Below are 13,461 nucleotides of genomic sequence, written 5' to 3' on the forward strand. Positions count from 1 at the left end.
GCTTATGTCCCAGGCTATTCGCGACAATCTCAAGCGCCTGCTGGCGCCCCGTCACCTGGCATTCGTCGGTGGGCGCAGCATGGCCCGTGCCCTCAAGCGCTGCGCCGAGGGTGGTTTTGCCGGCCAGATGTGGCTGGTCAACCCGCAACATGACAGCCTCGATGGCGTTCCCTGCGTACGTCGCGTGGCCGATTTGCCGTGCGGTCCGGACGCGGTGTTTATCGCTACCAATCGCGAGCTGACCCTGACCTGTGTCGCCGAACTGGCGGCCATTGGCACCGGTGGCGCCATCTGCTACGCCTCCGGGTTTGCCGAAACCGGCGCCGAGGGCCAAGCCTTGCAGCAACAACTGCTCAAGGCCGCTGGCGAGATGGCACTGCTGGGCCCCAATTGCTATGGCCTGCTGGATTACCTGCACAGCTCGGCGTTGTGGCCGGTGGCCCATGGCGGCAAGCCGGTCGAGAAGGGCGTTGCGGTGCTGACCCAGAGCGGCAACTTTGCCTACAACCTGTCCATGAGCGACCGTTCGCTGCCGGTGGCCTATATGGCGTCGGTGGGCAACCAGGCGCAGTTGGGGGTTGCCGAGTTGATGGACGTGCTGCTCGACGAGCCGCGCGTTACAGCGATTGGCTTGCACCTGGAAGGCTTGAAGAATGTGCCGGGGTTCGCCCGTGCGGCCCACAAGGCCCTGGAGAAAGGCATTCCGATCATCGCCCTGAAAACCGGGGTGTCACAGATCGGCGCCGAGTTGGCTTTGAGTCATACCAGTTCGTTGTCGGGTTCCGATGCGCTGTACGACAGTCTGTTCGCGCGCCTGGGTGTGATCCGGGTCAGCGGGCCGGTGAGTTTTGTCGAGACCCTGAAAGCGGCGGCCTGCGGTAATCTGCCGGCGGGCAACAGCCTGATCGCCCTGGCCTGTTCCGGTGGTGATGCCGGGTTGATTGCCGACTACGCCGAGCGCAACGATTTGAGCCTGCCGAAGCTCGACGAAGGCCAGCGTGAAGAGTTGGCGCAGGTGCTGCCCAGCTACGCCAATCTGGTCAACCCGCTGGATTTCACCACGGCCATCTGGGGCAACAGCGACGCGCTTAATACGATGCTCGACACGGCACTGCGCACCGAAGCGGATGCGGCAATGCTGGTGCTCGACTACCCGGCGGAATTTACCGGTGAGCGCAAGGAGTGCGACCTGCTGCTGGAGCTGTTTTGCAGTGCGCTGACTCGCCACGGCAAGACTGGCTTTGTCACCTCTGCATTTCCCGAATTGCTCCCGGCCCACGCTCGCGAGCGTCTGCATGCCCAGGGCGTTGCCGCGTTGCAAGGCGTGGAAGATGCGCTGGCGGCCTGGGGCCGGATTGCTGACTATCAAAACAATCGCCGGGCGTTGTTGGCGCGGGGTGAGTCGATACTGGTGCCGCTGTGCCCGCAAGCGCTTGAGCAACACGGACAGTCGCTTGATGAGTGGGATTCCAAGCAGGCTTTACGGGCTTTCGGCCTGACCACGCCAGCCGGTGTCTTGAGCACTCCCGAGCGGGCCATAGCCGATGCCAAAGTGCTGGGTTACCCGCTGGTACTCAAGGCCGTCAGTGCCGACTTGCCGCATAAAACCGAAGCTGGCGCCGTGGCGCTCAACCTGCAGGACGGCTTCGCCTTGACTGCTGCCCTGGCTCATATGCGCGAGCAAATCGCCGCTTATGCGCCGGATGTGCCGTTCGATCAGCTGCTGCTGGAGTCCATGGCTACGCCGCCGCTGGCCGAGCTGATTGTGGGCATCAAGCGCGAAAACGACTTCGGCCTTGCGCTGGTGATCGGCGCTGGTGGAATCCTTGTGGAGTTGCTCAAGGACAGCCGCAGCCTGCTGTTGCCGACCACCGACGACGCAATCCGCAACGCCTTGCTCAGCCTGCGCAGCGCCGCATTGCTGCAAGGCTTTCGCGGACGCGAAGTGGCCGACATGGAAGCTCTGGTGGCGGCGATTCGTGCGGTGGCCGACTACGCCTGCGCCAACGCCGGGCAATTGCTGGAACTCGATGTAAACCCATTGCTGGTCAATGCCCGGGGCGCCACGGCGGTCGATGCATTGATCCGTCTCGCCCAGGCGTGAAGGAGATGACGATGCAAAGCAAAACCTTGACGGGCGGCCAGGCCCTGGTGCGATTGCTGGCCAACTATGGTGTCGACACGGTGTTCGGGATTCCCGGCGTGCACACGCTGGAGCTGTATCGAGGCTTGCCGGGCAGCGGTATTCGGCATGTGCTGACCCGCCATGAGCAGGGCGCCGGCTTTATGGCCGACGGTTATGCGCGGGTCAGCGGCAAGCCGGGCGTGTGTTTCATCATCACCGGGCCGGGGGTGACCAACGCCGCGACGGCGATCGGCCAGGCGTATGCCGACTCGATTCCGCTGCTGGTGATTTCCAGCGTCAACCACACCGCCAGCCTCGGCAAGGGCTGGGGCTGCCTGCATGAAACCCAGGACCAGCGGGCGATGACCGCGCCCATCACTGCGTTTTCAGCGGTGGCGTTGAGTGCCGAGGATTTGCCGGAGTTGATCGCGCGGGCCTACGCGGTGTTCGACAGTGAGCGACCGCGCCCGGTGCATATTTCGGTGCCGCTGGATGTACTGTCGGCGCCGATCAAACGGGACTGGAGCAATGAGGTGGTGCGCCGTCCCGGACGCGGTTTGCCATCGGCTGAAAGCCTTGATCAGGCAGTGGCAAAACTGGCCGCGGCCAAGCGCCCGATGATCATTGCCGGTGGTGGTGCACTGTTGGCGGCCGATGCCTTGCAGCGCTTGAGTACGCAGTTGGCGGCGCCGTTTTTCAGCAGTGTCGCCGGCAAGGGATTGTTGCCGGTGGAGCATCCGCTGAATGCCGGTTCGACCCTGTGTGTCGAGCCCGGCTGGCAGCTCATCGCCGAGGCGGATGTGGTGTTGGCCATCGGCACCGAAATGGCCGATACCGACTTCTGGCGTGAACGCCTGCCGATTAATGGCGAGCTGCTGCGGGTGGATATCGACCCGCGCAAGTTCAACGATTTCTATCCTTGCGCCGTCGCGTTGCACGGTGATGCCCAGCAAACGACGCTGGCTTTGCTGGAACGCTTGCCAGCCACGCCGCGCAACGCGGATGCCGCCACCGCTGCGGTCGCGACGTTACGCCAGGCAGTCAGCAGCGGCCATGGTCCGTTGCAACGCATTCACCAGGCGATTCTCGACCGCGTGGCCGCCGAGTTGCCCGCCAATGCCTTCATCAGCAGTGACATGACCCAACTGGCCTACACCGGTAACTACGCCTTCCCCAGCAACGCCACCCGCAGTTGGCTGCATCCTACCGGCTACGGCACCTTGGGCTATGGCCTGCCGGCCGGTATCGGCGCCAAGTTCGGCGCACCGCAACGGCCCGGCCTGGTGCTGGTGGGCGACGGCGGCTTTCTCTACACCGCCCAGGAACTGGCCACGGCCGTGGAAGAACTGGACAGCCCGCTGGTGGTGTTGCTCTGGAACAACGACGCCCTGGGGCAGATTCGCGACGACATGCTGAACCTGGACATCGAACCCATCGGCGTACTGCCGCGCAACCCGGACTTCGCCGCGCTGGCGCGGGCGTTCGGCTGCACGGTCAGCGAGCCACAGAACCTGGATGAGCTGCAGACGGATTTGCGTAACGGTTTCAAGCGCAACGGCGTGACCTTGATCGAGTTGAAGCATGCCTGTGTGAACCTTTAGAGGAGCAACACCATGAGCGAAAACAACAACAAAATGACTCAAGCGATGCACCGGCGGGACTTCCTCAAGCACAGCGCCGTAGCCGGTGCCGTGGCCGCCGCGTTTTCCATGGGCCTGCCGCTGCAGGCCTTTGCCGAGGAGGCCACGCCCAAGCCGGGCGGAGTGCTGCGCATGGGCCTGGCCGGCGGCAGCACCACCGACTCCCGCGACCCGGGATCCTGGGTCGACACCTTCACCTTCGTCGGCTTTTCGGCGGTGTACAACACCCTCACGGAAATCGCGGTGGACGGCAGCGCTATCCCCGAATTGGCCGAAAGCTTCGAGTCGACGCCCGACGCGCGCATCTGGACCTTCAAGCTGCGCCAGGGCGTGACCTTCCATAACGGCAAAAGCCTGACCGCTGACGACGTGGTGGCCTCGATCAACCATCACCTGGCAGCCAACTCCACCTCGGCGGCCAAGACGGTGATCGGCGATGTGGCCAGTGTCAGCGCCAAGGGCAGCGATGCAGTGGTGTTCGAACTGCACTCGGGCAATGCCGGTTTCGCCTATGTGGTCGCCGATTACCACCTGGTGATCATGCCCGCCAAGGACGGCGCCGCCGACTGGCAGGCCGGGATCGGCACCAGCGGTTATCGCCTGAAAAGCTTCGAGCCGGGCGTACGCATGGACCTGGAGCGCAACCCTGATTACTGGAAGCCGGGCAGGGCACACTTCGCCAGCGCCGAGCTGTTGGCGATTGCCGACGGCGCAGCGCGGGTCAATGCGCTGGTCACCGGGCAAGTCGACGTGATCAACAAGGTCGACCTGAAAACCGTAGCCCTGCTCAAGCGCAATCCCACGCTGGTCATCGAAGAAACCAAGGGCGCCCAGCACTACACCTTCCCGATGTTGTGCGACAGCAACGAGTTCAAGAACAACGACATCCGCATGGCGATGAAGCATGCGATCAACCGCGAAACCCTGCTGGCCTCGGTGCTGCATGGCTATGGCCTGGTGGGCAACGACCATCCGATCCAGCCCGGCAGCCGTTTCATCAACGCCGCCCTGGAGCAGCGCACCTACGACCCGGACAAGTCGCGGTTCTACCTGCGCAAGGCCGGTGTGGAGTCGCTGAAGGTGCGCCTGCAAGCTTCCGATGCCGCCTACACCGGCGCGGTGGATGCTTCGGTGCTGTTCAAGGAGCAGGCGCGCCAGGCCGGGATTGATATCGACGTGGTGCGCGAGCCGGCGGATGGCTATTTCTCCAACATCTGGATGAAGCAGCCGTTCACCACCTCGTTCTGGTACAGCAGCCTGACTGCCGACCGCATGTTCAGCATCGGCTACGCCAAGGGGGCGGCGTGGAACGAAACCCATTGGGATAACGACCGCTTCAACCAGTTGCTCAACGCAGCGCGAGGTGAGATGAACGCGCCGCTGCGCCAGGAGATGTACAACGAAATGCAGAGCCTGTGCCGGGACGACGGCGGGGCGATTGTGCCGTTGTTCGCCAGCTCCGTGGCGGCCCGCTCGAACCGCGTCAGCCATGGACCGCTGACGGCGCCGTATGGGGAACTGGATGGGTTGCGGTTGATCGAGCGATGGTGGCAGGCGTGAAGATTTCAGAAACGCCACAAATCAATTGTGGGAGCGGGCTTGCTCGCGAATGCGGTGGATCAGTCTCTATCTGTATTGGCTGACACACCGCTTTCGCGAGCAAGCCCGCTCCCACATTGGTCCTGTGTCGCCTTCGAGCACATGCCCAACTCATGAGAACCGAACATGAATAGCCTATTCAAACTGGTACTCCAACGTCTCGCCCTTGGCCTGCTGTCGTTGTTCGCCGTCTCGGTGATCATCTTCCTGGCGGTCGGCATGCTCCCCGGTGATATCGCCCAGGCCATGCTCGGCCAGTCCGCCACGCCGGAAACCGTCGCCGCCTTTCGCGCCCAACTGGGCCTGGACCTGCCGCCCCTGAGCCGGTTCGTGCAATGGCTGCTGCGCCTCCTGCACGGCGACCTCGGCGCTTCCCTGGCCAACCAGCGGCCCATCGCCGAACTGATCGGCGCACGCCTGGGCAACACCTTGCGCCTGGCGGCACTGGCGGCGTTGGTCTCGGTGCCCCTGGCGCTGGTGCTGGGGATGCTCGCCGCGCTGTACCGCAACAGCTGGTTCGACCGCCAGCTCAACACCTCGGCCCTGAGTGCGGTGTCGTTCCCGGAGTTCTTCGTCGCCTACCTGCTGATCCTGGTGTTTTCGGTCAAGCTGGGCTGGTTTCCCAGCCTGTCCAACCTGGCGCCGGATGCCTCATTCGCCACCATTCTCGAACGTTCGGTGTTGCCGGTGGCCACCCTGAGCCTGGTGGTGATCGCGCAGATGATGCGCATGACCCGCGCCTCGCTGATCAACCTGCTGGCCAGCCCGTATATCGAAATGGCCCGGCTCAAGGGCATCAGCCAGTCGCGGATTATCTGGCGCCACGCGTTGCCCAATGCCCTGGCGCCGATCGTCAACGTGATCGCGCTCAACCTCGCGTACCTGGTGGTGGGCGTAGTGGTGGTGGAGGTGGTGTTTGTCTACCCGGGCCTCGGCCAGTTGCTGGTGGACTCGGTGTCCAAGCGCGATATCCCGGTGGTGCAGGCGTGCAGCCTGATCTTTGCCGCCACCTACATCCTGCTCAATACCGGCGCCGATGTGCTGTCCATCGCCACCAACCCACGCCTGATGCATCCCAAGGGGTAGACCATGAGCCTTCTCACACAACTGGCCCGGGCGCCATTGAGCGCGAAGTTCGGCCTGCTGGTCATCGTGCTGTACGTGCTGGTGGCGTTGTTTGCACCGCTGCTCGCGCCCTATGGCGAAACCCAGGTGGTGGGCGACGGGTTTGCGCCCTGGAGCGGCCAGTTCCTGCTGGGCACCGATAACCTTGGGCGGGACATGTTCAGCCGCCTGGTGTATGGCGCGCGCAACACCCTGGGCATCGCTTTTTTGACGACGGTGCTGGCGTTTTTACTGGGTGGCTTGAGCGGCTTGATTGCGGCGATCAAGGGCGGCTGGGTCGATCAAGGGTTGTCGCGGGTGGTGGACATTCTGATGGCGATCCCGCAGCTGATCTTCGCCTTGCTGATTCTCAGCGTGGTGGGCACCAATGCCACCTCGCTGGTGCTGGTGATTGCACTGCTGGATTCGACCCGGGTGTTTCGCCTGTCCCGGGCCGTGGCGATGACCGTGGTGGTGCAGGACTTCGTCGAAGCCGCGCGCTTACGTGGGGAAGGGCTGTGGTGGCTGGTCACCCGCGAAGTGCTGCCCAATGCCGCCGCGCCATTGATTGCCGAGTTCGGCCTGCGGTTCTGTTTCGTGTTCCTGTTTATCAGCGCGCTGTCGTTCCTTGGCCTGGGCATTCAACCACCCACCGCCGATTGGGGCAGCATGGTCCGCGACAATGCGGTGCTGATTACCTTCGGCGACATCAGCCCGTTGCTGCCGGCCCTGGCGGTGGCGTTGATCACCGTCAGCGTGAATTTTGTCGTCGACTGGATGCTGCATAAATCCAGCGGCCTGAAGGAGTGTTGAGGATGGACAAGCCACTGCTGGAAATCCGCAACCTGCAGATTGAAGGGCATTACGAAGACGCCTGGCATCCGTTGATCAAGGGTATCGACCTGACGTTGCAACGGGGTGAGGTACTGGGGCTGATTGGTGAGTCTGGCGCGGGTAAATCAACGTTGGGCCTGGCGGCCATGGGTTTTGCCCGCGATGGTTGTCGCATCACCGGTGGCTCGGTGTGCTTTGACGGTATTCAGCTGTTGCAGGCCAAGCCAGAAGCGCTGCGCAAGCTGCGAGGACTGCGGATTGCCTACGTTGCGCAAAGCGCTGCCGCGTCGTTCAACCCGGCCCACCGGCTGATTGACCAGCATGTGGAAACCGCCGTGATCAACGGTGGCATCAGCCGCGCCCAGGCTGAACGCGAGGCGGTGGAGTTGTACCGCGTGCTGCGCCTGCCCAATCCGGAAACCATCGGCCAGCGTTATCCGCATCAGGTCTCCGGCGGGCAACTGCAGCGGGTGATGACCGCCATGGCGATGGCCTGTCACCCCGACCTGATCATCTTCGACGAACCCACCACTGCCCTCGACGTCACCACTCAGATCGAAGTGCTGGCGGCGATTCGCGATGCAGTAAAAACCTTCGGCAGCGCCGCGCTGTATATCAGCCATGACCTGGCGGTGGTCGCGCAGATGGCCGACCGCATCATGGTGCTGCGCCACGGCAAGCTGGTGGAGGAGGCCGAGACCCGCACCATGCTCAGCGCCCCGCAGCAGGACTACACCAAATCCCTGTGGGCGGTGCGCAGCTTTCGCACCGAGCCCAAGGCTTGCCCACAGCAGCAGGTGCCGTTGCTGGAAGTGCGCCAGGTATGCGCCAGCTACGGGCATCAGCCGGTGCTGCATGACGTGTCGATGAGCCTGTATCGCGGCCAGACGTTGGCGGTGATCGGCGAGTCCGGCAGTGGCAAAAGCTCCACGGCACGCCTGATTACCGGGTTGCTGCCAGCCACGGCGGGGCAGGTGTTGTATGACGGTGAAGCGTTGCCGGCGGACTTTCGCCGGCGCAGCAAGGAGCAGTTGCGGCGGATCCAGATGATCTACCAGATCCCGGATACCGCGCTGAACCCGCGCCAGCGCATCGTCGACATCATCGGCCGGCCGCTGACCTTCTACCTCGGCCTCAAGGGCAAGGCCATGCGCGCCCGAGTCGCCGAGTTGCTGGAGATGATCGAGCTGGACCCGGCCACCTTCATGGAGCGTCAGCCCCGTGAGCTGTCCGGCGGCCAGAAGCAACGTATCTGCATCGCTCGCGCCCTGGCGGCCGACCCACAATTGATCATCTGCGACGAAGTGACCTCGGCCCTGGATCAGTTAGTGGCCGAGGGCGTGCTGAAACTGCTCAACCGCATTCAGCAGCAGTTGGGCGTGGCCTACCTGTTTATCACCCATGACGTGGCCACGGTGCGCGCCATCGCCGACGAAGTGGTGGTGATGCAGCGGGGCAGGGTGGTGGACCAGGGCAGCCGCAGCGCGATCTTCACCCCGCCGTATCAGGACTACACCGGCCTGCTGTTTTCATCGGAGCCGGAAATGGACCCCGACTGGCTCGACCATTTGCTGGCCGAACGGGCCGCGCTTACTTCTTGAGGAGTTTTTATGAAGGTGTTGATTGTCCACGCCCATCCCGAGCCGCAGTCGTTTACCGCGGCCTTGCGTGACCAGGCCACGGCTACCCTGCAAGCGCAGGGGCATGAGGTACAGGTCAGTGATTTGTACGCGATGCACTGGAATCCCGTAGCCAGCGCCTCGGACTTCACCTCTCGGGAGAACCCCGACTACCTGGTGTATGCCCTGGAGCAGCGCCTGGGGGTGAAAAGCCAATCCATCGCGGCGGATATCCGGCAGGAGTTGGACAAGCTGCTGTGGGCCGATCTGCTGATCCTCAATTTCCCGATCTTCTGGTTCTCGGCGCCCGCGATGCTCAAGGGCTGGATTGACCGGGTGCTGGTGTCGGGCGTGTGCTACGGCGGCAAGCGGTTTTATGATCAGGGCGGGCTCGCCGGCAAGAAAGCGCTGGTCACGGTCACCCTTGGCGGGCGCGAGCATATGTTTGGCGAGGGTGCGATTCACGGGCCGTTGGAGGACATGCTGCGGCCGATCCTGCGTGGCACGCTGGCGTATGTCGGGTTTGAGGTGCTGGAGCCGTTTGTGGCGTGGCATGTGCCGTATATCAGCGCCGAGGCCCGGCAGACTTTCCTGCACAGTTACCAGCAGCGATTGGAAGGGCTGGCGGATGACCAGCCGTTGGTGTTTCCGAAGTTGGCGCAGTTTGATGAGGCTCTTTATCCACTTTAGTCAAGTGAATGAAGATCCAGTGTGGGAGCGGGCTTGCTCGCGAAAGCGGTGTGCCAGTTGATGCATGTGCTGGCTGAACCACCGCATTCGCGAGCAAGCCCGCTCCCACATTTGGTCTTCATTTGTCAGGCGCGATTGTGTACCCGCAACCGCTCGGCAGCGCTGCGCAGCAGCTGTTCCGTGCCGTCCCAGCCCAGGCAGCCATCGGTGATCGACACGCCGTATTTCATCGACGGGCTCAATGGCTGGCAGCCTTCGAACAGGTGGCTTTCGATCATCATGCCGATCAGCGAGGTGTCGCCCTGCAGGCGCTGTTCCAGCACGTCGTTGAACACCGCCGGTTGGCGCAGCGGGTCTTTGCCGCTGTTGGCGTGGCTGCAGTCGACCATGATCCGCGGCGCGACTTTGCTCTTGGCAAGGTCGGCGTGAACCTGGGCCACGCTCTGGCGATCGTAGTTCGGCCCACGATGGCCGCCGCGCAACACGAGGTGAGTGTCGGGGTTGCCCGGGGTCTGGATGATCGCCGGATGGCCCTGGCTGTCGACACCGAAGTGACGGTGCGGGTGAGCGGCGGAGCGCATGGCGTCACAGGCGATGGCCACGCCGCCGTCGGTGCCGTTCTTGAAGCCGACGGGCATGCCGAGGCCGCTGGCCATTTCGCGATGAATCTGCGATTCGGTGGTGCGCGCGCCAATGGCGACCCAGCTCAGCAGGTCATCGAAGTAGCCGGCAGCCATCGGTTGCAGCAGCTCGGTGGCGACCGGCAGGCCCAGGCGCAGCATTTCCCGCATCAGTTCCCGGGACAGGGTCAGGCCGGCGGCCATGTCGTCGCTGCCATCCAGGCGTGGGTCGTAGGCCAGGCCTTTCCAGCCGATGGTGGTGCGGGGTTTTTCGACGTAGGCGCGGATCACCAGCAGCATCTGGTCACTGACTTCATGGGCCAGTTTTTTCAGGTTGCGCGCGTATTCCATGGCCGATTCCGGGTCGTGGATCGAGCACGGGCCGACAATCACCAGCAGGCGTGAGTCTTCACCCTGGAGAATGGCGCGCACGGTTTGGCGATGGGCGTGGATCTGTTCATTGAGGAATGGGCTCAGGGGCAGTTGGTGCTTGAGCTCAAGGGCACTGGGCAAACGCTGGGTCAGCGCTTCATTGGCGCAGGACAGGGTGGAAACAGGCAGAGCGGCGATCGAGGCGTTCATATTCGGGCTTCCTGGGCAAGCGGCGGGCTGTTCCCGCACGCTCTGCCCTACTGGGGTGTTCGACAATTGGCCGTATTGGCTACGTGTGCTGGCTTGCCACCAATAGGTGACCGATCGGAGGCGGCAGGCTGTCCCGAACGGAGCTTGCTAAATCGCCAGGCGGTGGAGGTGTCGTAGCGGTAATAGGTGGCGTAGTTCATGGCGTGAGTCCTTTAAGTGTTCGGTGTGTGGCAAAAATAATAAGGGCTGAAAAAACAAAACCCCCGGTCGGGGAGCCGACCGGGGGTTAGATTTCTCTGGTAGGCGACCCCTTGAGTAGTGGGCGCCGATTTCAGGTATCAGGCGCGCCAGTGGCTAAACCAATACCCAAAATAAAAGCTGACCAGTGCGCTCAAACCGCTCACGCGGGCAGCCACGACCGAGCGCTGGGCGCTGGCAGCAGGGCAAACCTGAGTGTGGGTGAGTTGCAACATGGTGAGTCTCCAAATGATGGGGGGAGCTTAACTGAGGCGAGCGGGTGGATTCAATCAGTAATTTCTATTGAGGTTGGGTACTTACGGCTATGACCCAAGTGTCGATATGCTGCACGGACTTCACGATGATTGCCTGGATGCGACCATGACGGCCTTGACGATTGCTGCTGCCCAATCCATTTCCATTGCGGGCGACGTACCCGGAAATATCGCGCGTCACTTGGCATTCATGCGCACGGCGGCAGAGCATGGTGTGCAATTGCTGGTGTTTCCGGAACTGTCGCTGACGGGGTACGAACCAGCGTTGGCCGCCGGATTGGCGATTGCGCCTGACGATGAAGTAGTGGCGCCGCTGCGGGAGATGGCCCGTGAGTTGCGCATTACCGCGGTGGTGGGCATGCCGATTCGCCTGGGGGCCGGCAGTGAGGTGTTGATCGGCGCGCTGGTGCTGGGGCCGGATGGTTCGGTGGCGGTCTATACCAAGCAGCATCTGCATCCCGGTGAAGAAGCGGCCTTTGCTGCAGGGCAGGGCGGGGCCGCCCTTGAATGGGGTAACGACCGGATTGCCCTGGCGGTATGTGCAGACTTCTCCCACCCCAGCCACCCACGGCAGGCAGCCGAAGCCGGGGCGAATATCTACGTTGCGGGTGTGCTGATCAGCGAAGGTGGCTACGCTCCCGATACGACGTTGCTACAAGGCTACGCCGCCGAGCACCAAATGCTGGTGCTGATGGCCAATCACGGTGGCCCGACCGGTGGCTGGACCTGCGCCGGACGCAGTGCGATCTGGGGCGCTGACGGCACTTTGATCGCAGTCGCCCCTGGTGTGGGCGATTCGTTGGTGATTGCACGTCGCAGCAGCGCTGGCCAATGGCGCGGGGAACAGGTGGCGATTTAGGAGGCGCAGGCACATGGCGTTTCAACTACAGGCTGCAACCAGCCAGCACCTGGCCTTCGCCCGAACCCTGACCCATCAGGCCATGGGCAACTATTATCGCCAATACGACTTGTCCTGGTCCGATGCCGGGTTCGATAGCGCCTGGGCGGGTCGGGAAAACTGGTTGATCTGTCGCGATACCCAGGTGCTGGGTTTCATCAGTCTGAGTCGTGACCCCAAAGCGTTGTATATCCGCGAATTGCACATCCTTGAGGCGTTTCGTCATCAAGGGGCTGGCGGCTGGGTTATCGAGCAGATGGTGTACAAGGCGCGCGCGGAAGGGCTGGGTCTTTTACGGTTGACCGTTTTCAAGACCAACCCGGCGCGACGGCTGTATCAACGCAAGGGCCTGGAAATCGTAGATGCGGAGGATTGCTTCTGGCGCATGGAGCGCAATTGCCGGCCGTGATCAGGTGTGAGTACTGCCAATTTTGGGAAAACAGGCACTTGGTTTTAATAAGCGCATACTGACTTCAAGAAATGACTTCCTGATCTTGCCTTACGGTTTCGTCCTCAACCGGGATGATCCCGTCCTTCATGCCTAACAGGACCGCGACCTTGTGGGCTTCTCCCCGCCGTCCCTTTTTGCGCCCAGCGAGCACTTGATAAGTGGTTGCCGGGTCCACGCCATGTTCCCGGGCGAACGCTTGAACAGACTTACCTTGATGTTCCAGCCAAGCCTTGGCTTGTGCAGCAGTGCGAATACCGGGCATAGTTCAAAACCGTTCAAGTTTGTGTAAAACGAGATGAGTGTGTCACCTCTTGGGGTGTGCCAAATAGGATCATACATCCAAATGAGTGGAATCGGTTTCCGGTTAAGGCAAGAAAGAGAGCGACTTGGCCTGTCGCAGAAAACTTTTGGTGAAATAGGAGGTGTAGAAGCTAACGCACAGGGGAAATACGAAAATGGCGGCCGTGCGCCCAAGGCCGATTACTTGTCCCGCGTGGCAGAAAAAGGTGTCGATATCCTGTACGTGTTGACCGGCACGCCGACGCCGACCCAACTGGAAAATCTGAGCCAAATCGAAGAAAAAGTGCTGGGCAACTACCGTGCGATGTTCAAGGAAGACCAGGATGCAATCCATCGCCTGACCTCTACCCTGGCCGAGCATTCACTCTCCACCAATGGAAAAAACCGGTCATCGGCCCCGGATTCCTGACCTTTTACCCAGGAAATTGAGCCGCCCGCCACTCGGCGGCGGCCCGTTGTGCATTGAAACTCTATATATATGACGCTT

Annotated in this window: 13 protein-coding genes; 10 read left to right on the plus strand and 3 right to left on the minus strand. The window is 62.3% G+C overall.

The window, feature by feature from the left end; translation table 11 throughout:
- Nucleotides 1–4: 4 nt before the first annotated feature.
- The 7 genes from HX821_RS27005 to HX821_RS27035 all read left to right on the plus strand — a co-directional run bounded on the left by HX821_RS27005 (nucleotide 5) and on the right by HX821_RS27035 (nucleotide 9,611).
- Complete coding sequence (locus tag HX821_RS27005) at nucleotides 5–2,104, plus strand: acetate--CoA ligase family protein (RefSeq protein ID WP_134326240.1); 2,100 nt, start codon at nucleotides 5–7, stop codon at nucleotides 2,102–2,104.
- An 11-nt stretch (nucleotides 2,105–2,115) separates the two neighbouring features.
- A complete protein-coding gene (locus HX821_RS27010) occupies nucleotides 2,116–3,726 on the plus strand; it encodes a 5-guanidino-2-oxopentanoate decarboxylase (protein WP_008436054.1) in 1,611 nt (536 codons plus the stop codon).
- 12 nt (nucleotides 3,727–3,738) lie between these two features.
- Nucleotides 3,739–5,325, plus strand: a complete 1,587-nt coding sequence (locus tag HX821_RS27015) for an ABC transporter substrate-binding protein (protein WP_177036920.1) — start codon at nucleotides 3,739–3,741, stop codon at nucleotides 5,323–5,325.
- A gap of 165 nt (nucleotides 5,326–5,490) precedes the next feature.
- Nucleotides 5,491–6,450 (plus strand): ABC transporter permease, encoded by a 960-nt coding sequence (locus tag HX821_RS27020; protein WP_177036921.1) that lies wholly within the window; start codon nucleotides 5,491–5,493, stop codon nucleotides 6,448–6,450.
- 3 nt (nucleotides 6,451–6,453) lie between these two features.
- Nucleotides 6,454–7,281: an ABC transporter permease gene (locus tag HX821_RS27025; RefSeq protein ID WP_087694880.1), complete on the plus strand. Its 828-nt coding sequence runs from the start codon at nucleotides 6,454–6,456 to the stop codon at nucleotides 7,279–7,281.
- A 2-nt stretch (nucleotides 7,282–7,283) separates the two neighbouring features.
- Nucleotides 7,284–8,903 (plus strand): ABC transporter ATP-binding protein, encoded by a 1,620-nt coding sequence (locus HX821_RS27030; protein WP_177036923.1) that lies wholly within the window; start codon nucleotides 7,284–7,286, stop codon nucleotides 8,901–8,903.
- 9 nt (nucleotides 8,904–8,912) lie between these two features.
- Complete coding sequence (locus tag HX821_RS27035) at nucleotides 8,913–9,611, plus strand: NAD(P)H-dependent oxidoreductase (protein WP_003208945.1); 699 nt, start codon at nucleotides 8,913–8,915, stop codon at nucleotides 9,609–9,611.
- Nucleotides 9,612–9,736: 125 nt separating this feature from the next.
- Here the strand turns inward: HX821_RS27035 and HX821_RS27040 are convergent, their stop codons facing one another.
- Both HX821_RS27040 and HX821_RS31910 read right to left on the minus strand, forming a co-directional pair.
- The gene (locus HX821_RS27040; protein ID WP_177036926.1) at nucleotides 9,737–10,813 is read right to left on the minus strand and encodes a 3-deoxy-7-phosphoheptulonate synthase; all 1,077 of its coding nucleotides are present in this window, start codon (nucleotides 10,811–10,813) and stop codon (nucleotides 9,737–9,739) included.
- A 338-nt stretch (nucleotides 10,814–11,151) separates the two neighbouring features.
- Nucleotides 11,152–11,286, minus strand: a complete 135-nt coding sequence (locus tag HX821_RS31910) for a hypothetical protein (RefSeq protein ID WP_003208942.1) — start codon at nucleotides 11,284–11,286, stop codon at nucleotides 11,152–11,154.
- Between the two features lie 145 nt (nucleotides 11,287–11,431).
- On the opposite strand from HX821_RS31910, the gene HX821_RS27045 reads away from it, so the two are divergent.
- Together HX821_RS27045 and HX821_RS27050 are read left to right on the plus strand one after the other, a co-directional pair.
- Entirely contained in the window at nucleotides 11,432–12,184 is a 753-nt protein-coding gene (locus tag HX821_RS27045; RefSeq protein ID WP_177036928.1) for a carbon-nitrogen hydrolase family protein, read from the plus strand.
- A gap of 13 nt (nucleotides 12,185–12,197) precedes the next feature.
- Complete coding sequence (locus HX821_RS27050) at nucleotides 12,198–12,632, plus strand: GNAT family N-acetyltransferase (protein ID WP_087694876.1); 435 nt, start codon at nucleotides 12,198–12,200, stop codon at nucleotides 12,630–12,632.
- Between the two features lie 64 nt (nucleotides 12,633–12,696).
- On the opposite strand, the gene HX821_RS27055 is transcribed toward HX821_RS27050, so the two are convergent.
- A complete protein-coding gene (locus HX821_RS27055; RefSeq protein WP_003208935.1) occupies nucleotides 12,697–12,936 on the minus strand; it encodes a DNA-binding protein in 240 nt (79 codons plus the stop codon).
- Nucleotides 12,937–13,017: 81 nt separating this feature from the next.
- Here HX821_RS27055 and HX821_RS27060 point away from each other — a divergent pair, with 81 nt between their 5' ends.
- On the plus strand, nucleotides 13,018–13,383 hold the full coding sequence (locus HX821_RS27060) for a helix-turn-helix domain-containing protein (protein ID WP_023658724.1): 366 nt from the start codon (nucleotides 13,018–13,020) through the stop codon (nucleotides 13,381–13,383).
- Nucleotides 13,384–13,461 lie beyond the last annotated feature (78 nt).

The sequence above is a fragment of the Pseudomonas sp. B6001 genome (assembly GCF_013386015.1).
GTDB lineage: Bacteria > Pseudomonadota > Gammaproteobacteria > Pseudomonadales > Pseudomonadaceae > Aquipseudomonas.